This window comes from Caulobacter sp. LARHSG274 (assembly GCF_052871235.1).
In genome coordinates this window covers 1-21124 of the sequence record NZ_JBIXJO010000024.1, presented here as the reverse complement: position 1 = coordinate 21124, position 21124 = coordinate 1, and the positions used below count along the sequence as shown (strand labels likewise).

The window sequence follows — 21124 nt, the reverse complement described above, 5'->3', positions numbered from 1 at the left end:
TGCGTAGGACGATGCTGCGGAACCTGACCCTCGCCTTGTTGGCCGCCTCGGCCCTCAGCGCCTGCACCCTGGCGCCCAAGACCGTGCGCCCGGCCCTGGCGGTGGACAACGCCTGGCCGATCGCTTCGGCCAATACGGGTTCGGCCGTCACCGCCGCAGACCTGGGCTGGCGCGAGGTGTTCCAGGACCCTCGCCTGCAGGGCGTCATCGACCTGGCGCTGAGCAACAACCGCGACCTGCGCGTGGCGGTGCTCAACATCGAGAAGGCCCGCGCCCAGTATCGGGTCGAGCGCGCGGCCCTGCTGCCGGGCGTCAACGCTACGGCGACCGGCGCCAAAGGCCGCAATGCGAGCGACCTGACCCAGCCGGGCGTGTCCCGCGACGTCGAATCCTATACGGCCGGCGTCGGGGTCACCGCCTACGAGCTGGACCTTTTCGGCCGGGTGCGCAGCCTGAAGGACGCGGCCCTGCAAAGCTATCTGGCCACCCGCGAGACCAGCCGTTCGGTGCAGATCAGCCTGATCGCCGAAACCGCCAGCGCCTGGCTGGCCCTGGCCGCCGACCAGGACCTGCTGGCCTTGGCCCAGAACACCCTGGCCACGCGCGACCAGTCCCTGACGCTGATCCGGCGACAGTTCGAGGCCGGCGCGGCCTCGCAGCTGGATCTGCGCCAGGCCGAGACCCTGTCGGAAACCGCCCGCTCGGACGTGGCGACCTATGTCGCCCAGGTCGAGCAGGACAGGAACGCCCTGCGGCTGGTGGTCGGGACCGACGTCCCGGCCGACCTGCTGCCGGCCGGCGGCCTGGTCACCGCCCAGATCCTGCCCGACCTGCCGGCCGGCTTGCCGTCGGACGTTCTGACCCGGCGTCCCGACGTGCTGGCCGCCGAGCACACCCTGGCCGGAGCCAACGCCAATATCGGCGCGGCCCGCGCGGCCTTCTTCCCCAGCATCAGCCTGACGGCCTCGACCGGCGGGGCGAGCACCGACCTGAGCAACCTGTTCGACAGCGGCAACGGGACCTGGAGCTTCGCGCCGCGCATCAACCTGCCGATCTTCGCCGGCGGGGCGAATGTCGCCAATCTCGACAGCGCCAAGGCCAGCCGCAACATCGCCGTCGCCCAGTACGAAAAGGCCGTTCAGACCGCCTTCCGCGAGGTGGCCGACGCCCTGGCCGTGCAGTCCACGATCCAGGACCGGGTGAGCTCGCAGGAGCGCCTCGTCGCCGCCGCCAACGACACGGTCCGCTTGTCGCGGGCCCGCTACAACGCCGGTATCGACAGCTCCCTGACCCTGCTGGACTCCGAGCGCACGCTCTACACCTCGCAGCAGGGCCTGATCGGCGCGCGCCTGGTGCGGGCCAACAATCTGGCCACTCTCTACAAGGCCCTCGGCGGCGGCGCGCCCGCCGCGCCCGCAGGGACCTGAACCCGATCCCCCGCCTACCCCGGCGGGGCGCTAACGGCGTCTCCCCCCGACGCCGCCAAGCCGGAAGGGGCGCATTCCCCCATGCGCCCCTTCATCCTTTCAGCCGATGCCGATCTCCGCCAGCCGTGAAGGCTACGGCTCCCGCTTCCAGACCGAGATCGGGATCGTCCCGTCGGGCGTGGCCGGCACCTGATAGCTCAGCACATCACCCTTCAGTTCATAGCGCCGCTTCTGCTGCGCGCCCTCCCAGTTGGGATAGGAGGCGCCGTCGATGGTGAAGGTCAGGAGGTGGGCTGCAGCGTCGACGGCGATGGTCCCGTAGTGGGTGCTGGAGCCCAGCACCGCGCTTTCGTACTCGGCCGGCGCGCCCTTGCGCTTGTCGCCCGAGGCGAACCGGACCCGCTCGGCCTTGAAGATCTGCAGGCTGTAGCGGCCTTGATCGTCGACGATCAGCCGTCCCTTGGGCTGCTCGCCATAGCCGTGGGTGCGCGTGCCGTCCGGATGCAGGTCGTCCGCCGCCACCAGGGTCCAGGTTCCGGCCAGCGTCGGCTGGGCCGCGCCGGCCGTCGTGGCCAGGAGCAGGCCGGCCAACGCCGACGCCACTGCGAAGAAGCCCTTCAGGGTTCGCATCATTTCGCCTTTCCCGCTGAATAACCTATCTGTCAGGTTACTTGCGGAAGATCGACGACACACCATAACCTGTCAATCCGGTTTCTGAGGTGATGCAGCATGACGGCGAAGGCGGAAATCCGTGACGGCTTCAAGTTCCGCGGCGGACGGCTGGCGCTGGACCTCGCCGCGACGGTGACCGGCCGGCTCGGCGCTGCGCCGAGGGACCTGCTGGCGACGCCGGCCGACCTCGACCGCTGGCTGGTCGCCGCCTTGGTCGAAGCGCCGCCGGGCGCGACCGAGGGCAACCTGATCCAGGCCCGAAGCCTGCGTGAAGCGCTGTACCGGCTCGGCTTGGCGCGGGCCGAGGGCCGCGATCTGCCCGCCACGGATCGTGAGCTGATCAACGGCTTCGCCGCCCTGCCCGCCGCCCCGCCCTGGCTGGACGAGGACGGCCGGGCGCGCCTGCAGGGCGATGTCCGCGGCCTGCTGGCCGTCCTGGCCCGCGAGGGCGTCGAGCTGCTGGGCGGCGACCAGTCCGACCGCATCCGCCAGTGCGAGGGTCCGCCCTGCGCGGTGCTGTTCGTCGACACCTCGCGCAAGGGCGACCGCCGCTGGTGCTCGATGAACGCCTGCGGCAACAAGGCCAAGGCGGCGGAATTTCGAAAGCGGGAGAAGGCGTGACGGCCTCGGCTCACAACGGCAGTTGCACCGTGCTCTTGACCTCTTCGAGCACCGCATAGGTTCGCGTCTCGCGCACGCCCGGCATCTTGACCAGGATGTCGCCGAGGAAGCCGCGATAGGCCTCCATGTCGCGCACCCGGGCCTTGATCAGGTAGTCGAAGCCGCCGGCCACCATGTGGCATTCCAGGATCTCGGGCGCACGGCGCACAGCGGCGGCGAAGTCCTCGAACACCTCGCCGGTCGTGCGGTCCAGCACCACCTCCACGAAGATCAGCAGGGCGCGGTCGACCTTGGCCGGGTCGAGCAGGGCCGCGTAGCCGGTGATGAAGCCCCGCTCGCGCAGCCGCCGCACGCGGTCGAAGGTGGCGGCCGGCGACAGGTTGCAGCGCTTGGCCAGCTCGGCGTTGGTGATGCGGCCGTCGGCCTGCAGGACCCGCAGCAGCCGGCGATCGGTGTCGTCCAGAGCAGACATGGTTATTTTCCGTTTCGACCGAAGATCGTTCGAAATTACATACCAACAAACAAAGCACCTTCGCCATAGCCCGGCCTATACCCTCGATCGTCCTAGCGAGCTTGGCCGCCACCCCCCGGCGTCCCTGCGAACCTAGGGCCAGCCTCCGCCATCCCCCCGGCGGAGCGCAGACATGGCGCCCTCTCCCCCGTCGGCGCCGTGTGAGAGCGGAAGGGACGCGCGACCTCCCCCCGTATCGCGTCCCTTCCCACCTCTCCCCTTCCCGCCCATGCTCCAAGCCGCCCGCACGCCGCGACAGCCTGTCGCGCGCCCGGAGCCGACGGCGTCTTCCCGCGCTTTCGCCGAAGATCGTACAGCCTGAGCGCACAACAAACGAAGCACCTTCGAACAATCCGGGGATATAGCGACGATATCCACCAACGAGGCGACCATGACCGATTGGGACTCCCTGGACGACGGCAAGTATCGCGACGAGGCGGCGGTGATCGCCGACCTGCTGGCCGCCCAGCCCCTGAGCAGCGAGGACCGCGCCGCCGTCCGCGCCGAGGCCGAGGCCCTGGTCCGGGGCGCCCGTCGCAGCGTCCGCAAGCAGGGCGTGGTCGAAAGCTTCCTGCAGGAGTTCAGCCTCGGCACCCGCGAGGGCCTGGCCCTGATGTGCCTGGCCGAGGCCCTGCTGCGCACCCCCGACGACGACACCCGCGACAAGCTGATCGCCGAGAAGATCGGCTCGGCCGACTGGGCCAGCCACCTGGGCGGCAGCGACAGTCTGTTCGTCAACGCCTCGACCTGGGGCCTGATGCTGACTGGCAAGATCGTCGAACCGGACGACCAGGCCCAGAAGGACCTACCGGGGTTCATCAAGAAGATCGCCGGCCGCCTGGGCGAGCCGGTGATCCGCGCCGCCGTCGGCCAGGCCATCCGCATCATGGGCGAGCAGTTCGTGCTGGGCCGCACGATCGAGGCCGCGATCAAGCGCGCCGCCAATGACGGCGACATCTGCAGCTTCGACATGCTGGGCGAAGGCGCCCGCACCGCCGCCGACGCCGCCCGCTATGAAAAGGCCTATGCCGACGCGATTCTGACGGTCGGCAAGCTGTCCAACAAGGCCGGTCCGGAAGCCGGCCACGGCGTGTCGGTCAAGCTGTCGGCCCTGACGCCGCGCTACGAAGCCACGCAGGAAGCCCGCGTCTGGGACGAGCTCTATCCGCGCGTCCTGCGCCTGGCCAAGATCGCCGCCAAGCACGACCTGAACTTCACCATCGACGCCGAAGAAGCGGATAGACTTGCGCTGTCGCTGAAGCTTCTGGACCGCCTGTGCCGCGAACCCGAGTTGGGCGCGTGGACGGGCCTGGGCCTGGCCGTCCAGGCCTACCAGAAGCGCTGCCCCGAGGTGATCGCCCGCCTGACCGCCCTGTCCAAGGAAACCGGTCGCAGGTTGATGGTCCGACTGGTCAAGGGCGCCTATTGGGACAGCGAGATCAAGCGCGCCCAGGTGGCGGGCCGGCCGGACTATCCGGTCTACACCACCAAGCCGGCCACCGACCTGTCGTACCTGGTCTGCGCCAAGGCCCTGATCGCGGCCGCCCCGCACCTCTACGCCCAGTTCGCCACCCACAACGCCCACACCCTGGCCGCCGTGGTCCGGATGTCGAAGAACGCCGGCGTCAGGATCGAGCACCAGCGCCTGCACGGCATGGGCGAGGCGCTCTACAAGGCCGCCGACGACCTCTATGACGGCATCACCCTGCGGGCCTACGCCCCGGTCGGCGGCCACGAGGACCTGCTGCCCTACCTGGTCCGCCGCCTGCTGGAGAACGGCGCCAACACCTCGTTCGTCCACGCCCTGCTCGACGAGCGGGTGCCGGTCGAGAAGGTGGTCGTCGATCCGATCACCGCCGTGGAGGCCCATCCCGACCGCCACGCCAAGATCCCGACGCCGGTCGACGTCTACGGCCCGGATCGCCGCAACAGCGCGGGTCTCGACCTGTCGGTCAAGGCCGACCGCGACCGCCTGACCGCCCACGTGGCCGAACTGGACAAGCTGACCCTGTCGGCCGGCCCGCTGGTCGGCGGCAAGCTGACCGCCGGCGCCCCGCCGATGCCGGTGCAGAGCCCGACCGACCACGACCGCGTCGTCGGCGTGGTCTCCGAGGCCCAGCTGCCGCAGATCGACCAGGCCTTCCGCCTGGCCCGCGCCGCCCAGCCCGCCTGGGACCAAGCCGGGGGCCCGGCCCGCGCCGAGGTGCTGCGCGCCATGGGCGACGCCCTGGAGGCCAATATCGAGCGCCTGTGCGCCATCCTCTCGCGCGAGGCCGGCAAGACCCTGCCCGACGCCATCGCCGAGGTGCGCGAGGCCGTCGACTTCTGTCGCTACTACGCCAAGCTGGCGCAGGAACAGTTCGGCCTGGCCGGCGAGGTGCTGACCGGCCCGGTGGGCGAGGCCAACAGCCTGCGCCTGGCCGGGCGCGGGGTCTTTGTCTGCATCAGCCCGTGGAACTTCCCGCTGGCCATCTTCACCGGCCAGATCGCCGCGGCCCTGGCCGCCGGCAACGCGGTGCTGGCCAAGCCGGCCGAGCAGACCCCGCTGATCGCCATGGAGGCGGTGAAGCTCTACCACGCCGCGGGCCTGGACCACCGCCTGCTGGCCCTGCTGCCGGGACGCGGCGAGACGGTCGGCGCGGCCCTGACCGCCCACGAGGGCCTGGACGGCGTGGCCTTCACCGGCGGCACCGACACGGCCTGGCGGATCAACCAGACCCTGGCCCAGAGGCAGGGCCCGATCGTTCCCTTCATCGCCGAGACGGGCGGCCTCAACGGCATGTTCGTCGACACCACCGCCCAGCGCGAGCAAGTGATCGACGACGTGATCCTGTCGGCGTTCGGCAGCGCCGGCCAGCGCTGCTCGGCCCTGCGGCTGCTGTTCCTGCCGCACGACACCGCCGACCATGTCATCGAGGGGCTGAAGGGCGCGATGGACGCCCTGGTCCTCGGCGACCCTGCCCAGGCCGTCACCGACGTCGGCCCGGTCATCGACGCCGAGGCCAAGGCCGCGCTGGACCAGCACCTGGTCCGCCTGAACCGCGAGGCCAAGGTCCTGCACCAGCTGACGGCGCCGGAAGCGGGCACGTTCTTCGCCCCGGTCCTGGCCGAGATCCCCGCCGCCGACTTCCTGGAGCGCGAGGTGTTCGGTCCGGTGCTGCACGTGGTGCGCTACCGGCCCGAGGACCTGGAGCACGTCGCCGGCGCCCTGGCGGCCCGCCGCTACGGCCTGACTCTGGGTGTCCACTCGCGGATCGAGAGCTTCGCGGCCGAGGTCCAGCGCCTGGTCCCGGCGGGGAACTGTTACGTCAACCGCTCGATGACCGGCGCGGTGGTCGGGGTCCAGCCGTTCGGCGGCGAGGGCCTGTCGGGCACCGGCCCCAAGGCCGGCGGCCCCCACGCCCTGCTGCGCTACGCGGTCGAGCGGGCCCTGAGCGTCAACATCACCGCCCAGGGCGGCGATCCGGCGCTGCTGAATCTCTGACCTTGACGGCATTGGCCATGAATTGGATTCTTCGTCCATGGCCGATGGCTTCGATATTCATCTGGACTCAGAGCGGGCGGCCCGGCTGAAGGCGGCGGCGGATCTGCTCGGCATGTCGCCGGAAGACTACGCCGCCCTGCTGATCGACCAAGGGCTCGCGGAGCGCGCGCCTGGCTGGATCGATCCGGATCCGGCCATCGACGAGGCCATAGCCGACGAGGTCGAGCGCACGGGCGACGCCATTTCCTGGCCCGAGTTTCAGGCGCGGCTGCGAAAGTTCGGCGGCCGCGAAGGGTGATCTATTCCATTATCGTCTCTCCTCGGGCGGCCAAGGATGCCGATCGCCTCAACCAGAGACTGATGGAATATGACCCCGCCGTCGCCGCGCGTTTCGGGAATCTTCTTGAACATCAGCTTGATGGAATATCCTCTCTCAGAGGTCGCGCCGTCGGCCCCACGACCCGCGAAGTGAACCTGCCGTTCGCCAAAGCGCCTACATCATCCGCTATCGGGTCACCGCCGACCGGATCATCATCACACGAATATGGCATGGGCTCGAACAGCGTCCGCGCTGATCCCCATCGCGCGAGACTGCGACCGCGTCGGGCCGATACGGTTTCCGAGACCACATCCGCTCTACCCAGGGGCGCAAAGCCGTGCCTATGATCCGCCCGCCTGAAGGCCTGTCGGGAACTGATCATGCGGCTCATCCATGCGACCCTGCTTGCGATCGTGGCGACGGCGACACCCCTGGCCGCTAGCGCGCAGGACCTGACGCCGATCCTCGGCGACTGGTACGGGACGTTGAACGCCGGGGCGAAGATCCCGGTGGTGCTGCACGTCAAGGCGGACGGGACCGGCGCCATCGACAGCCCGTCGCAGGGCGCCGCGGGCCTGCCGGCCAGCATCAGCCTGGCCGGCTCGACGGTGACGGTGGTCCTGGCCGCGCGGGCCGCGCGGTTCGAGGGCGCGGTGTCCGCCGACGGCGCCAGCCTGGTCGGCCAGTGGCGGCAGGGCGGCGGCGCGGCGCCCCTGACCTTCACCCGCACCGCGCCGGCCGCCGCCAAGCGCCCGCAGACGCCCAAGCCGCCCTTCCCCTACCGGGCCGAGGAGGTGAGCTACGTCAATCCCGCCTCGGGTCTGAAGCTGGCCGGGACCCTGACCCTGCCGAACGGTCCCGGCCCTTTCCCCGTGGCCCTGATGATCACCGGCTCGGGCACGCAGGACCGTGACGAGACCATCCAGGGCCACAAGCCGTTCCTGCTGCTGGCCGACGCCCTGACCCGCCGGGGCGTGGCCGTGCTGCGGGTCGACGATCGCGGGGCCGGCGGCTCGGAAGCGGGCGAGACCATCATGGGCGTGACCAGCGCCGACTTCGCCACCGACGTCGAGGCCGGCGTGGCCTTCCTGCGGGCGCGCCAGGACATCGATCCGGACCGGGTCGGCCTATTCGGCCACAGCGAGGGCGGCCTGATCGCGCCGATGGTGGCGGCCAAGGACCCGCGCATCGCCTTCGTGGCGATGATCGGCGCCCCGGGGGCGAGCGGAGAACGGGTGATGCTCAGCCAGAACCGCGCCCTGATGCTGGCCCATGGCGCATCCGTCGCCCAGGTCGACGCCGCCACCGCCGAGAACCGCGCCGCCTACGACCTGGTCGAGGCCGAGGCCGATCCCGCCGTCGCCCGGACCAAGCTGGTCGCCCTGTTCCAGGCCAATGGCGCGCCGGAGCCCCTCGCCCAGCGCAAGGCGGCGGTGCTGTCCCTGCCGTGGATGCGGGCGTTCCTGGCCAGCGACCCGGTCCCGGCGCTGCAGGCGCTGAAATGCCCGGTGCTGGACGTCAATGGCGGCCTGGACCTCAACATCGTGCCGGCCATCAACCTGCCGCCGATCCGCGCCGCCCTGGCCCGCAATCCCGACGCCACGGTCCGCGAACTGCCCGGCCTCAACCACCTGCTGCAGACCGCGCCGGCCGGCCAGCCGGAGGGCTATGGCGCGATCGAGGAGACCATGGCCCCAGCGGCGCTGGCCCTGATCGTCGACTGGGTCACGGCGCGAGCGACGCGGCGCTAGGGCGCCGGTAGCCTGGCCAGAACAAGGGAGTGAAACATGCTGTCGAGACGCCATCTGATGCTGGCCGGCGCCGCCGCCATGATCGCCGGCGGGGCGCAGACTTCGCGGGCCGCCACAACCGCCAAGGGCTTCGTCACCGTCCGGGACGGCCATCTGTCGCTCGACGGCAAGCCCTACCGCTTCGTCGGCTCCAACCTCTGGTACGGGGCCTGGCTGGGCTCGCCGGGACCCGAAGGCGACCGGGCGCGGCTGGGGCGCGAACTGGACCGGCTCAAGGCGCTGGGCGTCACCAATCTGCGGGTGCTGGGCGCAGGCGAGCGCTCGCCGGCCAAGGTGGCCATCGACCCGACCTTCCGCGGCCCGGGCGAGGACTATGACCAGAACCTGCTCAAGGGCCTGGACGTGCTGTTGGCGGAGATGGGCCGGCGCGGCATGAAGGCGGTGATCTATCTGAACAACTTCTGGGACTGGTCGGGCGGCATGCCGGCCTATCTGCGCTGGACCGGCAATGGCGAGTGGTTCCAGCAGGGCGACCCGGCCCATCCCTGGCCGCAGTTCGCCGACTATTCGGCCCGCTTCTACGGCGACGCCAAGGCCCAGGCTCTGTTCCGCCACTATGTCCGCGCCCTGGTCACCCGCACCAGCAGCGTCACCGGCAAGCCCTATCGCGACGACCCGACGATCATGGCCTGGCAGCTGGCCAACGAACCGCGGCCGGGCGGCAGCGAGGCCTTCGGCGTCGCCAACCTGCCGACCTATTATCGCTGGATCGCCGAAACCTCGGCCTTCATCAAGTCGCTGGACGGCCGCCACCTGGTGACCACCGGCAGCGAGGGCGACATGGGCTGCCTGCAGCGCGAGGTCTGCGTCGTCGAGGCCCACAAGCCGGCCAGCATCGACTACCTGACCCTGCACGTCTGGCCCAACAACTGGGGCTGGATCGACTTCAAGGACCAGCCGGGAACCTATGCGGCCGGCGAGGCCAGGTGCCGCGACTACGTCGCCCGCCACATCGCCCTGGCCAAGGCGCTGCACAAGCCGCTGGTGATCGAGGAGTTCGGCCTGATCCGCGACAACCGCGCCTTCACCCCCGGCGCGCCGGCCACCTACAAGGATCGGTTCTATGGAACGATCTTCGAGCTGGTCCTGGCCGACATGAAGGCCGGCGGCCCCATCGCCGGCAGCAACTTCTGGGCCTGGAACGGCGAAGGCCGGGCGCTGCACCCGGACGCCTGGTTCAAGATGGGCGACCGCGCCTATGTCGGCGATCCGCCGCAGGAGGAGCAGGGCCTGTTCGGGGTGTTCGACGCCGACGCCTCGACCCTGGCTGTGGTGCGGGCCCATGCGGAGGCGGTGGCGGCGCTATAGCGCTCAAGCTTTCTTTGTCGATGGTCCAGGCTGGGCACGTGAGAATGGATTACCGATCCACGAATGCACTATCGATTAGCTCTTCGAGAAGCATCGCGAGTTGGACGAGTTGATCAGGACGTGCGCCATGCCTTGGCTTAAGGGCAATGCTAGCGGGCCTACCGGTGGGCTGGGCGACCTCTACGTCTCCGATTAACGTCAGATAGACGCCAGCGCCGGTGTTTTGTGTGTTGCAGGTGAGCATGCAGATCTCCTTTGTTGATCAGCATGAGCCAACACCGCACGCCCCTCAACGCACGGGACGATCGGGGAAAGAAGGGCCGACACATCCCAAGAAAAAGGGATTGTTACCGGTGTCATGATCTGTGGTAGCGATTCTGCCGAGCGCGAGCCAACCGCGCCGGAGGAAGCCATGGACCATCCCGACATCGGCCGACGCGGCCTGTTCGCCGGCGCGGGCGCCGCCCTGGCGCTGGCCTCGAGCCCCGCCCTCGCCGCCCGCCCCGGCCCGGTCGTGGCCACGGCCGCCGGCAAGGTGCGCGGCGCCGGCCTCGGCGGCGTCCAGGTGTTCAAGGGCCTGCGCTACGGGGCCGACACCGCGCCGCTGCGCTTCATGCCGCCGCAGTCGGCGCAGCCCTGGACCGGAGTCCACGACGCCCTGGCCTATGGCCCGGCCTGTCCGCAGGGCAAGGGCGAACCGGGCGAGGCCCTGAGCGAGGACTGCCTGTTCCTCAATGTCTGGACCCCGGCCCCCCTCGACAAGAGGGCCGACGGCCGGAAACGGCCGGTGATGGTCTACATCCATGGCGGGGCCTACAACACCGGCTCAGGGGCCAGCCCCTGGTACGACGGGACCAAGCTGGCCAAGCGCGGCGACGTGGTGGTGGTCACCGTCAACCACCGCCTCAACGCCTTCGGCTACCTGTACCTGGCCCGGCTGTTCGACGATCCGTCGGTGGCCGACAGCGGCAACACCGGCCAGCTGGACCTGGTGCTGGCCCTGCAATGGGTGCGCGACAACATCGCCGCGTTCGGCGGCGATCCGGGCAAGGTCATGCTGTTCGGCCAGTCGGGCGGCGGCGCCAAGATCGCCACCCTGATGGCCATGCCGGCCGCCCAGGGCCTGTTCCACCGCGCCGCGACCATGAGCGGCCAGCAGGTCACCGCCGCCGGCCCGTTCAACGCCACCCGGCGCGCCCAGGGCTTCCTCGGCAAGCTGGGGATCAAGGACCTAACCGCCCTGCGCGCCCTGCCCGCCGACCAGCTCCTGGGCGGCCTGAAGGCCGTCGATCCAATCGCCGGCGGCGGCGGCGTCTATATGGGCCCGGTGCTGGACGAGCGGTCGCTGACCCGGCACCCGTTCTTCCCCGACGCCGCCCCGACCGGCCTGTCGGTGCCGATGATCTGCGGCAACACCCATGACGAAACCCGCGGCTTCGTCGGCTATGACAAGCGCCTGCTGGAGATGACCTGGGAGCAGGTGGTCGCCAGGCTGCCGGCCCAGTTCAACGCCCGCGTCGATATCGACCCGGCCACGGTGGTGGCGGCCTATCGCCGGATCTATCCGGCCTATTCGCCATCCGACGTCTATTTCGCCGCCTCGACCGCCGGCCGCTCGTGGAAGGCGGCGATCATCCAGGCCGAGGAACGCACCAAGGCCGGCGCTCCGGCCTTCGTCTACCAGCTGGACTGGCGCGCGCCCAAGGACGGCGGCGTCTGGGGCGCCCCCCATACCTTGGACATGCAACTGGTGTTCGGCAATTTCGATGCGCCGGAGGTGATCACCGGTTCCGGACCGGACGCAGTGGCCATGCACGAGCGCCTGGCTGACGCCTTCATCGCCTTCGCCCGGACTGGCGACCCCAACTGCGCGGCGATCCCGCAATGGGAGCCCTACACCCTGCCCCGCCGCCAGACCCTGGTGTTCGACAACGCCGCCCGGATGCAGGACGACCCCCGCGGGGCCGAGCGCGCGCTGTTCAACAAGGTCCCGTTCACGCAGTTCGGGACCTAAAACCCGACGATGTTCACCGTCCGGCGGGCCTTTCAGAGGATCTGATTTCGGCTTCTGCACGACGCCGACCGACAAGACCCAGTCATCCAGACATTGCTGCAGGGTGCGGAAAACCCGACATTCGCAACCGTACCTAGAATACGAAAATGTCGCAGCAACAGCCCTAGGCATCGTGGGGTTTTAGAGTCATGCTCCAGCCATTGCGGACTTGCGCCCGAAGAGGACGGCCGCGCATGAGGAAACAACGATGGTTATGGTCCACGATCCGCGCTACGCGCGGGGTGCATGCACTCCACAAGGCAGCGCGCTCTGCATGGGCGTCACGATCGCCGGTCTGGTGCTCGCCGCGATCGTGCTGAGCTGGTTGTTCGGGCTGATCGGCCTGCTGTTCTGACAGCCAGGCCCGCCCGCGGGGGATAAGGACGCGCCGGCTAGGCCGCCAGGCGCCGCCAGACCTGTCGGTCCGCTTCCAGATTGCTCAAGGCCCCCACCTTCTGGCGTTCGAACAACGACCCCATGATTTCCAGCCCTAGCTGGGCGTAGCGCACCTGCACCTGGTCGACCAGGCAGCCGCGCGACGGCGCGATGAACAGGGCCGCATTGACCTCTGGAGCCTTGCCGATGATCAGGGCGGCCAGGCGCCGCGCCTTTTCCAGGTCCTTGTGGTGCAACAGCGGCTCGGCCGCATACAGCTCCTGCCCCAGCTTGCCGACATAGTGCAGCGACAGCTTGGCGAACTGGTCACGGGCGATCGGCGGCGTCAGTTCGGCCGGATCGAAGCTGAGGATGACGTCGTTAAGCAGGAACAGCATCAGACCCTGGTGAGGTTTGGCGGCGACGGGAAGACGTCCGGGAAGGATCCGCATCATCCTGCCGCAACGGGCTTTCGCCCAGGTTTAGGAGCACGGTTAACCGGGGAAGAAACAGCCTGCGGTGTCGCCATCCGGCATCCTCCACCCGATTTCACCGCCTTTCTTTGCGGTCCAGGCTTGGCCGTTCGTCCGCAGACGCCATCTGAGGTCCAGCACCGCTTGATCAAGGGCCGCCGAATTGGATCGTACGGATATCGCCGCCGCCCTGCAGGACTTCGGCTTCCACCACTTGCCGCCGAAACGCATGGACGCCCTGCTCGGCGCCGAGGCGCTGGCCAGCTGGGAGACCTTCGCCGACAGCTGGAACGACCTGGGCCTGGACCGTTTCATGGCCGACGGCGGCCGCTATCGGCGGCGGCGGTTTGCCGCCTTCTCGGTCACCGCCGACCCCGCCAGCGTAGTCCGCAAGCCCCACCAGCCGCACTATCAGAGCCGTGACTACAACGGCCTGAACGGCGGCGTGCAGCGCTGGTTCGCGCCGATCCACGACGCCATCGCCGATCATGCGGTGGTCCAGGCCTTGCTGCGCGAGGGCCTGGCCCTGTTCCAGCCGCTGACCGCCGATCCGCCGCCGACCTGGCACGTCGAGTTGCACCAGTTCCGGATCGAGGCGGGCGACGGCGAGGCCGGCCTGCCGACTCCCGAGGGCGCGCACCGCGACGGGGTCGATTGGGTAATCGTCATGCTGGTCAACCGCCACAATGTGGCCAGCGGCGTCACCGACATCTTCGCCCCCGACGGCGCCCGCCTGGGCGCCTTTACCCTGGAGCAGCCGCGTGACGCCGTGTTTCTCGACGACCACCGCGTGCTGCACGGGGTGACCGCGATCCATCCGCTGGAGCCCGGCGCGCCCGCCCGTCGCGACGTGCTGGTGGCGACCTTCCGCCGCGAGAACGCGCTTCCGCCCGGCCGAACACTCCTATAGGTTGCCGCGACCGTATGCCACACTCGTTTGCCGTTACCGCCCATGCCAGGTTCCGCGCCGAGTGCTCACGAGTTTCTCCCCCCGCATGACCAATTCAGGTTCTCCGCACGCGCCCGGAACGGTGGAACACAGCGCCAGTCGGGCGCTGTTCTCCGCGAGCATGGCCGACGCCGTGCCGATCCTGATCGGCTATCTGGACGCCGAGGAGCGCTATCGTTTCGTCAACCGCGCCTATGAGGAGTGGTTCGGCGTCGAACGCAGCGCCATCGAGGGGCGCACCCTCCGCGACGTGCTGGGCGAGGCCGCCTATGAGCGGGTCAAGGGCCATGTGGCCCGGGCCCTGGGCGGGGAGCGCCTGACCTTCGAGGGCGAGGTGGCCTATCGCGGCGTCGGCGCGCGCCACATCGAAGCCCATTACGTGCCCGATATCGCCGCCGATGGCGCGGTGCTCGGCTATTATGTGCTGGTCAGCGACATTTCCGATCGCAAGCGGGCCGAGACCGAGGTGGCGCGACTGCTGGAGCGCGAGCGCCGGCGGGCCCTGATGCTCGACCTGGGCCGTCGCCTGCGCGAGGAGCCCGATCCCGACGCCGTCATCACCAAGGCCTGCGAGGCGCTGGGCCGGCGGCTCGAGGTCTCGCAGGTCGGCTACGGCGTGCTGGACCGCGGCGCGGTCCAGGTCGAGATCGTCGGCGAATGGGGCGCGGCCGGAGCCCCGCCCCTGATCGGCAACCGCTACGTGCTCGACGACTTCGGTCCGGAAATGGCCGCGGAGATGCGGGCCGGCCAACAGACCGTGGTCTTCGACGTCGCCACGGACCCGCGCACGGCCCAGGCGGCCCTGGCAGGGGCCTATGCGCCGCTGCGCGTCGGCGCCTATGTGGCTTGCCCGCTGATCAAGGCGGGCCGGCTGACGGCCTATCTCTATGTCGTCCAGGACGTCGCTCGGACCTGGACGGCCGACGACGTGGCCTTCATCGCCGACGTGGCCGAACTGGCCTGGACGGCCAGCGAGCGGGCCCGTTCCGAGGCCGCCCTCCGCCAGGCCGAGGAGACCGAACGCCTGCTGATCCGCGAGATCGATCACCGGGCCAAGAACGTCCTGGCCGTGGTCCAGTCCCTGGCCCAGCTGACGCCGTTCGTGAGCAAGAAGCAGTATGTCGACGCGCTTTCGGGGCGGATCGGCTCGCTGGCTCGTTCGCACAGCCTGCTGTCGAGCAACCGCTGGAGCGGCGCCCGGCTCGACGTCCTGTTGCAGCAGGAGCTGGAGCCCTATGGCGCCGATCACGACGCGCGGCTGAGCATCGCCGGACCGGCCGTGCTGATCCAGGCCGAAGCCGCCCAGTCCCTGGGCCTGGTGATCCACGAACTGGCCACCAACGCCAGCAAGTACGGCGCCCTGTCGACCGAGGCCGGCGCCCTGCGGGTCGACTGGCGCTGGGGACCGGAACGCCAGTTGGTCCTGACCTGGCGCGAGACGGGCGGCCCGCCAGCGGCCCCGCCCAAGCGACAAGGCTTCGGGGCCACCCTGATCGTCAACGCCGGCCGCCAGATCGGCGCGCGGATCGAACGCGACTGGGCGCCGGAAGGCCTGGTCTGCCGGATCACGCTGGAGCGCGGCGCCATCCCCTATTTCGACCCGCCGGCCAAGTCCGCGACCGCCGACGGTCCGGTCGGCGATCCGGCCCGGGCCCTGGCCGGACAACGGGTGCTGATCGTCGAGGACGAGGTCCTGGTGGCCATGGAGCTGAGCCATATCCTCACCGCCGCCGGAGCCAAGGTGATCGGCCCGGCCGGGGACATCGACGACGCCCTGGCCCTGGTCGAGGCCGGCGGCGTCGACCGCGCCCTGCTGGACATCAATCTGGGCGGCCGGATGGTCACCCCCGTGGCCTCGGCCCTGAGCCGACGGTCGATCCCGTTCATCTATCTGACCGGCTACCAGGAACCCGACGTCGAGGGGACCGTGCTGTGCAAGCCGACCCAACCCGCCGCCCTGCTCGGCGCCCTGGCCAGCCAGATGGCGTCGCTCGTCGATTGACCGCTCAGCCCGGGTCGGCCTCCACCGGCTCGGTCAGGAAGTGCCGGCCGTCGCGGTCTTCGATCTCGACCAGCCAGATGTCCGGATCGATCCGGGCGGCGCGTTCGGCATAGGCGTCGAGGTCGGGCTCGAAGGCCGAGCGCACCGGCTGCATCCAGAACCGCTCGCCGTCGCCGCGCGTCGCCTCGCTATAGAGCCGCGCCGTGCCGGCCCGCCGGTCCACGGCCTTGACCAGCACCGCCCCGGCCCGCGGGTCGCCCTTGCGCGCCACCATGGCGAAGGCGCCGCCCAGCTCGGCGCGACGGATCAGCGCGCCCACCCAGATATCGGTCGAAAGAAGCATCGCTAACTGAACCGCAACCTTGGGGCTCGTAGACTGCCCCTGAAACCGCTCTCTCGCAGAATACGAGAAAATGACGTCGAAGAAGACCCCAGCGGGCGTTTACGCGCGCTTGATCGCCTATTGTCGAGCCTTTTTGTCCGCTTCGAATTTCATTCGAAAGGGAAAGGCTCGAGCCGTCAAGGCGACGTCGTGGCCAGGAATTTCCGTCGCGGTCGCCGTGCTGGCCGTCGGCACGCAGGTCCACGCCGCCGCCGCCGACCAGCTCTATGAACGCACGCTGATGACTTCGGCCGACGCCCGCTGCCGGCTGTTCAAGCCCGCCGTCGGCTCGGCGCTCGACGCCGCTCGCGCCCAGGCCCGCGGCGCGACCCTGCGGTCCGGCGCCAGCGAGGACCAGGTCAGCGCGCTCGAGGCCCGCGCTCGCGCCAAGGCCGGAACCGCGCCTTGCGGGTCCAAGGACCTGACCACCGCCGCCGGCCGCGTCCGCCAGGCCTTCGACGGCTATTCGACGATGCTGCGCATGACCTATCCCGGCGACCGGGCGACCTGGCAGGCCGACCGTTCGGTCTCGGCGACCATACCGATGTGGCGGCTATCGCAGCCGGCCGGCTTCGGCGGCGACCGGCTGGTGTTCGGCCTGGTCGGACGGGGCAACCAGATGCTGGCCGTGGCCAGTTTCGCCGACGGCGCCCAGCCCTACGCCGCCCGTCTGGTGCTGCGCGACACCCTGCGCACCCAGGGGCCCTATCTGAACGCCCGCAACGCCATGGGCCTGGCCGCCAACGCCGCGCCGCGCAGCGCCAGCCGGGTGTTCGGGGCCGAGACCCGCGACATGGCCCCGCCCACCCTGCTGCCGACCGGCGCCAAGACCGGCCTGGCGTTCCGCTTCCCCGGCGAGGCCAGCGAGGCCCTGAGCCGGCTGGACCCGCGCGAGACGGCGACGGTGGAGTTCGTGTTCACCAGCCGCGGCGGCGTCGACGTGGTCCGCCGCGCCTATGTCGAGGTCGGGGATTTCGCGGCCGGACGGGCGTTCCTGCGCTAGAGCAATTGATTTAGATCGATGCGCTCTCCCCCTCCTCCGTCTTCCCGGCGAAGGCCGGACCCAGATTCATCCTGAGCGGCCCGTGGGTTTCACCTGGGCCCCGGCCTTCGCCGGGGAGACGGGGTTTCGAGAAGCGCCGTTCAACTTGAAGCAAACCGTTCTAGGCGCGCGCCCCTATCGCGGCGGGGCGAACTTAACGACGTTCGGGCCCAGGAAGGGCGACTCCGGCTCCGGATCGGCTTCGGCCAGCGACTCCAGCAGCGGCGGCTCCTTCGCCGGCCGTAGCGCCTTGAGCAGCACCGGCATCCGCACCGAGACGCTGGTCCCTGCGCCCAGGCGGCTTTCGATGTTCATCTCGCCGCCGTGCAGCTTGGCGAAGGCCCGCACCAGCGAAAGGCCAAGGCCGGTGCCCCGGGCCCGCTGCTCGACGCCGCCGGCCTGTTCGTAGGGACGGCCCAAGCGCTCCAGGTCCTCGGGACTGATGCCGACCCCGGTGTCGGCCACCACCAGTTCGAGCTGGCCGTCATGACCATCGACGCTGACGATCACCTGGCCGCCGCGCGGGGTGAACTTCAGGGCGTTGGACACCAGGTTCAGCACGATCTGCTTGAGCGCCCGGCGGTCGGCGTCGACCTCCAGCTCGGCCGGCGGCAGCACCCCGCGCAGCTTCACCCCGGCCGCGTCGGCCTGGGTGCGCAGCAGGCGCATGGCCGCGGTGACCGCCTCGCGGGCGTCGAACTCGCCGCGCGTCAGCTCGAAGCGCTCGGCCTCGATCTTCGACATGTCGAGCACGTCATTGATCAGGTCCAGCAGGTGACGGCCCGATTCATGGATCAGCTCGGCATATTCGCCATATCGGTCGCTCAGGGGTCCGAACATCCGGGCCCGCATGATGTCGGAAAAGCCCATGATGGCGTTCAGCGGCGTGCGCAGCTCGTGGCTCATATTGGCCAGGAAGCGGGCGCGGCCGGCGGCCAGGCCCTCCGCCTCGGCTCGGGCCCGTTGCAGGGCGGTCTCGCGGGCCTTGTCCACCGTGGCGTCGCGCATCACCCCGACCAGCAGATCGGGCGAGACCTGGCGCAGCTCCAGGCAGACGGTGCGGCTCGGGTCCAGCAGCGGCGCGAAGGCGACGGTGGCCTCGCCGCCGTGGACGGCCTCGATCAGGGCGGCGCTGATCTTCTGGCGGTCGCCGGCCGCCGCGGCCGAGGCCAGTCCTTCGCTGGCCAGGTCGAGGTTGCCGACGCCGCGCGGCGGGGCCCCGCGCACGGTCCGGATCTGGCCCTGGCTGGTGATCACCAGCAGCAGCTGCGGCGCGCCGTCGACCAGGGTCTGCAGGATGTTCAGCTCGCCCAGGTGGCGGCTGTCGCGTTCGCCGGCCCGGCGATGGGTGAGGATCAGGCCGGCGGCCAGACCCACCCCCGTGGTCGCCACCGACAGAAAGCCGAGGATGAAGGCCAGGGCGCCGGTCGGGGCCGGCGGCGCCTGGCCCGAGACCTGGGTCAGGGCCGCGACCGCTCCGCCCATCAGGGCCAGGCTCGCGCCCTCGGCCAGGCGGCGCGGCGAGGCCAGGGTCGAGGCCGCCGCGACCGGGGCCAGGATCCAGGCGCTCATCGCCCCGGAAACGCCGCCGGTCACCACCGCCGCGCCGGCGCCGCAGACCGCCCACAGCACCAGGATCAGCGATTGCAGGCGCTCGTCTCGCCGGTCGCCGGCTACAAGCGCCGCCAGGGCGGGAAGCGCCCCGGCCGCCAGGGCCAGCCAGACATGGACGCCGACGACGCCGGAGGTGAACGCCACCGCCGCGGCCGCCAGGGTCACCGTCGCCAGCCAGCCCAGCCGCCACAGTCGCGCCGCATCGAAGTCCGGCGTCGAGGACGCGGCCTGGCCCGGCTTGAGCCGGTCGGACTGGAACGGGGCGCCGTCATTGGCCAAGGCCGCGAGAATCCCTTCCGCTGCTTCGTCGTCAAAGCTTAACGCGAGCCGGCCCCTGGCCCAAGGCCGCACAATCGGCGGGCGATCCTTAACGCCCGAGCTTCCTGTGGACGGAAACGGATTCGTAAGCGGGATGGTTCACGGTGGTTCACCGAGAGTGTCGGACAGAAGGTCCGGGAGTTGCTTATGCCGCCTTTGGCGACCCATGACGAAACGTCTCCCGTCGAGACGTCCCGCGAAAACGCCGGGACCGGGACCGGGGCCGAGCTGGGATCGATGGCCCAGACCGCGACCTTTCGCCGCGCGGCCGCCCGCGTGCGCCGCAAGCAGGCGCTGGACGAGCAGAAGCGGTCGTTCCTGCGCATGGTCAGCCACGAGCTGCGCACCCCGCTCAACGCGGTGATCGGCTTCTCCGAGATCCTATCCTGCGAGCTCTACGGGCCTTTGGGCGCGCCGCAGTACAAGGAATACGCCCAGCTGGTGCACGACAGCGGCCAAAAGCTGCTGCGGCTGGTCAACCAGATCGTCGAGATCGCCCGACTGGAAGGCCATGTCACCGACCTGGACCTCGGCGCGCAGGACCTGGACGAAGCCGTCGAGGACGTGATCCTCCAGCTGCGCGGCGAGGCCCGGACGCGCGAGATCAACATCATCGCCCCGGAAGTCGGCCTGCTGCCCGGCCTGAAGGCCGACGGCCGCGGCCTGCGCACCATCCTGACCAACCTGCTGCAAAACGCCGTCACCCACTCGCCGCAGGGCGGCATGGTGGTGATCGAGGCGCGGCAGGTTCCCGGCGCTATGATCGAGATCGCAATCCGCGACCATGGCGACGGCGTCGATCCGATCGACCTGCCCCGGCTGATCCGGCCCTTCGAGCAGGGCGGCAGCACCCTGACCCGCGCCTCGGAAGGGGCGGGCCTGGGCCTGCCGATCGTCGACCTGCTGGCCCGGGCGATGGGCGGCGCCCTGCGGTTGAAATCGGCGCCGGGCCAGGGCTTCACCGCCGTGGTCACCCTCCCCGAGGCCCACGGCCGGGCCGGCCTCGCCCGCGCCCACCCTTAAGTCCCGACAGCCCCGACGGCGCGATAATCGACGAAACCGCCTTTCCCTTTGCGGCCGCGCGCACTAAGTCCCCGGTCATGCAACGCCCCATCGACGCCGCCCTCGACGAGCTGGCCGACGAGTTCGAGCTCCTCGGCGACTGGGAGGAGCGCTATCGCTACGTGATCGAGCTGGGCCGCGAACTCGCGCCCCTGACCGAGGCCGAGCACTCGGAAGCCAACAAGGTGCGCGGCTGCGCCAGCCAGGTCTGGCTGGTGACCGAGCCCCAGGCCGACGGCACGATCCGGTTCCGCGGCGACAGCGACGCCCACATCGTCAGCGGCCTGATCGCCATCCTGCTGCGGCTCTATTCGGGCCGCCCGGCCCGCGACATCGCCAGCTTCGACGCCGCCGCCGCCATGGCCCGGCTGGGCCTGTCCGAGGCCCTGTCCTCGCAGCGCTCCAACGGCCTGAAGGCCATGGTCGCCCGCATCCAGAGGGACGCGAGCGCCCTGGCCGGCTAGCGGCAGGATGATGGACGGCGGAATCGCTCTTTCCCTCTTCCTCCGTCTCCCCGGCGAAGGCCGGGGAGACGGATTAGGGGATGACCGTTTCAGTTCACGATTATCATGCTCTAGTGTCCTGACTCAGAAGTTCGCGGACTCGGTATCGACTCAGTCGTGACAGACTCTCTTGGTTTTAGGGAGGCTGCGGGATGGTGGGTCGGGAGTTGCCGGCGGTGGAGTTGGAAGAGGCGGAGC

The 21124-nt window shown here is 70.1% G+C and carries 18 protein-coding genes and 1 pseudogene; 14 read left to right on the top strand and 5 right to left on the bottom strand.

The genetic code is table 11. The features are described from left to right. The first annotated feature begins 11 nt into the window (after nucleotides 1-11). Nucleotides 12-1427, top strand: a complete 1416-nt coding sequence (locus tag ACIPQB_RS23705) for an efflux transporter outer membrane subunit (protein WP_446487739.1) — start codon at nucleotides 12-14, stop codon at nucleotides 1425-1427. A 132-nt stretch (nucleotides 1428-1559) separates the two neighbouring features. On the opposite strand, the gene ACIPQB_RS23700 is transcribed toward ACIPQB_RS23705, so the two are convergent. After that, nucleotides 1560-2060 carry a lipocalin-like domain-containing protein gene (locus ACIPQB_RS23700; protein ID WP_446487704.1) on the bottom strand — a complete coding sequence of 167 codons (501 nt, stop codon included), beginning with the start codon at nucleotides 2058-2060 and terminating at the stop codon, nucleotides 1560-1562. 96 nt (nucleotides 2061-2156) lie between these two features. Between ACIPQB_RS23700 and ACIPQB_RS23695 the strand changes: the two genes are divergently transcribed. Next, entirely contained in the window at nucleotides 2157-2720 is a 564-nt protein-coding gene (locus ACIPQB_RS23695) for a CGNR zinc finger domain-containing protein (protein ID WP_446487703.1), read from the top strand. A gap of 10 nt (nucleotides 2721-2730) precedes the next feature. Here the strand turns inward: ACIPQB_RS23695 and ACIPQB_RS23690 are convergent, their stop codons facing one another. Further along, nucleotides 2731-3198 (bottom strand): Lrp/AsnC ligand binding domain-containing protein, encoded by a 468-nt coding sequence (locus ACIPQB_RS23690; protein WP_028039284.1) that lies wholly within the window; start codon nucleotides 3196-3198, stop codon nucleotides 2731-2733. Between the two features lie 403 nt (nucleotides 3199-3601). Between ACIPQB_RS23690 and putA the strand changes: the two genes are divergently transcribed. The 7 genes and pseudogenes from putA (at nucleotide 3602) to ACIPQB_RS23655 (ending at nucleotide 12561) form a co-directional block, all read left to right on the top strand. After that, nucleotides 3602-6715: a bifunctional proline dehydrogenase/L-glutamate gamma-semialdehyde dehydrogenase PutA gene (gene putA / locus ACIPQB_RS23685; protein ID WP_446487738.1), complete on the top strand. Its 3114-nt coding sequence runs from the start codon at nucleotides 3602-3604 to the stop codon at nucleotides 6713-6715. Nucleotides 6716-6752: 37 nt separating this feature from the next. Then, nucleotides 6753-7013, top strand: a complete 261-nt coding sequence (locus ACIPQB_RS23680) for an antitoxin (RefSeq protein ID WP_446487702.1) — start codon at nucleotides 6753-6755, stop codon at nucleotides 7011-7013. After that, nucleotides 7010-7290: pseudogene (locus tag ACIPQB_RS23675) on the top strand (type II toxin-antitoxin system RelE/ParE family toxin). Before ACIPQB_RS23680 ends, ACIPQB_RS23675 begins: the two are co-directional and overlap by 4 nt. A 124-nt stretch (nucleotides 7291-7414) precedes the next feature. Next, complete coding sequence (locus ACIPQB_RS23670) at nucleotides 7415-8785, top strand: alpha/beta hydrolase family protein (protein WP_446487701.1); 1371 nt, start codon at nucleotides 7415-7417, stop codon at nucleotides 8783-8785. Nucleotides 8786-8821: 36 nt separating this feature from the next. Next, nucleotides 8822-10153 carry a glycoside hydrolase 5 family protein gene (locus tag ACIPQB_RS23665; protein WP_446487700.1) on the top strand — a complete coding sequence of 444 codons (1332 nt, stop codon included), beginning with the start codon at nucleotides 8822-8824 and terminating at the stop codon, nucleotides 10151-10153. Between the two features lie 412 nt (nucleotides 10154-10565). Continuing rightward, nucleotides 10566-12167 (top strand): carboxylesterase/lipase family protein, encoded by a 1602-nt coding sequence (locus ACIPQB_RS23660; RefSeq protein WP_446487699.1) that lies wholly within the window; start codon nucleotides 10566-10568, stop codon nucleotides 12165-12167. 253 nt (nucleotides 12168-12420) lie between these two features. Then, nucleotides 12421-12561 (top strand): hypothetical protein, encoded by a 141-nt coding sequence (locus ACIPQB_RS23655; protein ID WP_446487698.1) that lies wholly within the window; start codon nucleotides 12421-12423, stop codon nucleotides 12559-12561. 37 nt (nucleotides 12562-12598) lie between these two features. On the opposite strand, the gene ACIPQB_RS23650 is transcribed toward ACIPQB_RS23655, so the two are convergent. Further along, nucleotides 12599-12979, bottom strand: coding sequence for a hypothetical protein (locus ACIPQB_RS23650; protein WP_446487697.1), 381 nt, complete (start codon nucleotides 12977-12979; stop codon nucleotides 12599-12601). Between the two features lie 304 nt (nucleotides 12980-13283). On the opposite strand from ACIPQB_RS23650, the gene ACIPQB_RS23645 reads away from it, so the two are divergent. Continuing rightward, the gene (locus ACIPQB_RS23645; RefSeq protein WP_446487737.1) at nucleotides 13284-13964 is read left to right on the top strand and encodes a 2OG-Fe dioxygenase family protein; all 681 of its coding nucleotides are present in this window, start codon (nucleotides 13284-13286) and stop codon (nucleotides 13962-13964) included. An 85-nt stretch (nucleotides 13965-14049) separates the two neighbouring features. Then, a complete protein-coding gene (locus ACIPQB_RS23640) occupies nucleotides 14050-16005 on the top strand; it encodes an HWE histidine kinase domain-containing protein (protein WP_446487696.1) in 1956 nt (651 codons plus the stop codon). A 4-nt stretch (nucleotides 16006-16009) separates the two neighbouring features. Here the strand turns inward: ACIPQB_RS23640 and ACIPQB_RS23635 are convergent, their stop codons facing one another. After that, nucleotides 16010-16348, bottom strand: a complete 339-nt coding sequence (locus tag ACIPQB_RS23635) for a DUF1491 family protein (RefSeq protein WP_446487695.1) — start codon at nucleotides 16346-16348, stop codon at nucleotides 16010-16012. A 280-nt stretch (nucleotides 16349-16628) separates the two neighbouring features. On the opposite strand from ACIPQB_RS23635, the gene ACIPQB_RS23630 reads away from it, so the two are divergent. Further along, nucleotides 16629-17390, top strand: a complete 762-nt coding sequence (locus ACIPQB_RS23630) for a hypothetical protein (protein ID WP_446487736.1) — start codon at nucleotides 16629-16631, stop codon at nucleotides 17388-17390. Between the two features lie 174 nt (nucleotides 17391-17564). On the opposite strand, the gene divJ is transcribed toward ACIPQB_RS23630, so the two are convergent. Further along, nucleotides 17565-19322 carry a cell cycle sensor histidine kinase DivJ gene (divJ, locus tag ACIPQB_RS23625; RefSeq protein WP_446487694.1) on the bottom strand — a complete coding sequence of 586 codons (1758 nt, stop codon included), beginning with the start codon at nucleotides 19320-19322 and terminating at the stop codon, nucleotides 17565-17567. A 186-nt stretch (nucleotides 19323-19508) separates the two neighbouring features. Here divJ and ACIPQB_RS23620 point away from each other — a divergent pair, with 186 nt between their 5' ends. Together ACIPQB_RS23620 and ACIPQB_RS23615 are read left to right on the top strand one after the other, a co-directional pair. Then, nucleotides 19509-20384 carry a sensor histidine kinase gene (locus ACIPQB_RS23620; RefSeq protein WP_446487693.1) on the top strand — a complete coding sequence of 292 codons (876 nt, stop codon included), beginning with the start codon at nucleotides 19509-19511 and terminating at the stop codon, nucleotides 20382-20384. Nucleotides 20385-20461: 77 nt separating this feature from the next. Beyond that, nucleotides 20462-20887 (top strand): SufE family protein, encoded by a 426-nt coding sequence (locus ACIPQB_RS23615; protein WP_446487692.1) that lies wholly within the window; start codon nucleotides 20462-20464, stop codon nucleotides 20885-20887. Nucleotides 20888-21124 lie beyond the last annotated feature (237 nt).

What these genes read in the sequence shown, in the direction of transcription:
- ACIPQB_RS23700 (WP_446487704.1), bottom strand. Translation starts at nt 2,060, where the DNA reads ATGATGCGAACCCTGAAGGGCTTCTTCGCAGTGGCGTCGGCGTTGGCC.
- ACIPQB_RS23635 (WP_446487695.1), bottom strand. Translation starts at nt 16,348, where the DNA reads ATGCTTCTTTCGACCGATATCTGGGTGGGCGCGCTGATCCGTCGCGCC.
- ACIPQB_RS23645 (WP_446487737.1), top strand. Translation starts at nt 13,284, where the DNA reads ATGGACGCCCTGCTCGGCGCCGAGGCGCTGGCCAGCTGGGAGACCTTC.
- ACIPQB_RS23665 (WP_446487700.1), top strand. Translation starts at nt 8,822, where the DNA reads ATGCTGTCGAGACGCCATCTGATGCTGGCCGGCGCCGCCGCCATGATC.
- ACIPQB_RS23650 (WP_446487697.1), bottom strand. Translation starts at nt 12,979, where the DNA reads ATGCTGTTCCTGCTTAACGACGTCATCCTCAGCTTCGATCCGGCCGAA.
- ACIPQB_RS23680 (WP_446487702.1), top strand. Translation starts at nt 6,753, where the DNA reads ATGGCCGATGGCTTCGATATTCATCTGGACTCAGAGCGGGCGGCCCGG.
- ACIPQB_RS23670 (WP_446487701.1), top strand. Translation starts at nt 7,415, where the DNA reads ATGCGGCTCATCCATGCGACCCTGCTTGCGATCGTGGCGACGGCGACA.
- ACIPQB_RS23655 (WP_446487698.1), top strand. Translation starts at nt 12,421, where the DNA reads ATGGTCCACGATCCGCGCTACGCGCGGGGTGCATGCACTCCACAAGGC.
- ACIPQB_RS23660 (WP_446487699.1), top strand. Translation starts at nt 10,566, where the DNA reads ATGGACCATCCCGACATCGGCCGACGCGGCCTGTTCGCCGGCGCGGGC.
- ACIPQB_RS23630 (WP_446487736.1), top strand. Translation starts at nt 16,629, where the DNA reads ATGACTTCGGCCGACGCCCGCTGCCGGCTGTTCAAGCCCGCCGTCGGC.
- ACIPQB_RS23615 (WP_446487692.1), top strand. Translation starts at nt 20,462, where the DNA reads ATGCAACGCCCCATCGACGCCGCCCTCGACGAGCTGGCCGACGAGTTC.
- ACIPQB_RS23620 (WP_446487693.1), top strand. Translation starts at nt 19,509, where the DNA reads ATGCCGCCTTTGGCGACCCATGACGAAACGTCTCCCGTCGAGACGTCC.
- ACIPQB_RS23705 (WP_446487739.1), top strand. Translation starts at nt 12, where the DNA reads ATGCTGCGGAACCTGACCCTCGCCTTGTTGGCCGCCTCGGCCCTCAGC.
- ACIPQB_RS23695 (WP_446487703.1), top strand. Translation starts at nt 2,157, where the DNA reads ATGACGGCGAAGGCGGAAATCCGTGACGGCTTCAAGTTCCGCGGCGGA.
- ACIPQB_RS23640 (WP_446487696.1), top strand. Translation starts at nt 14,050, where the DNA reads ATGACCAATTCAGGTTCTCCGCACGCGCCCGGAACGGTGGAACACAGC.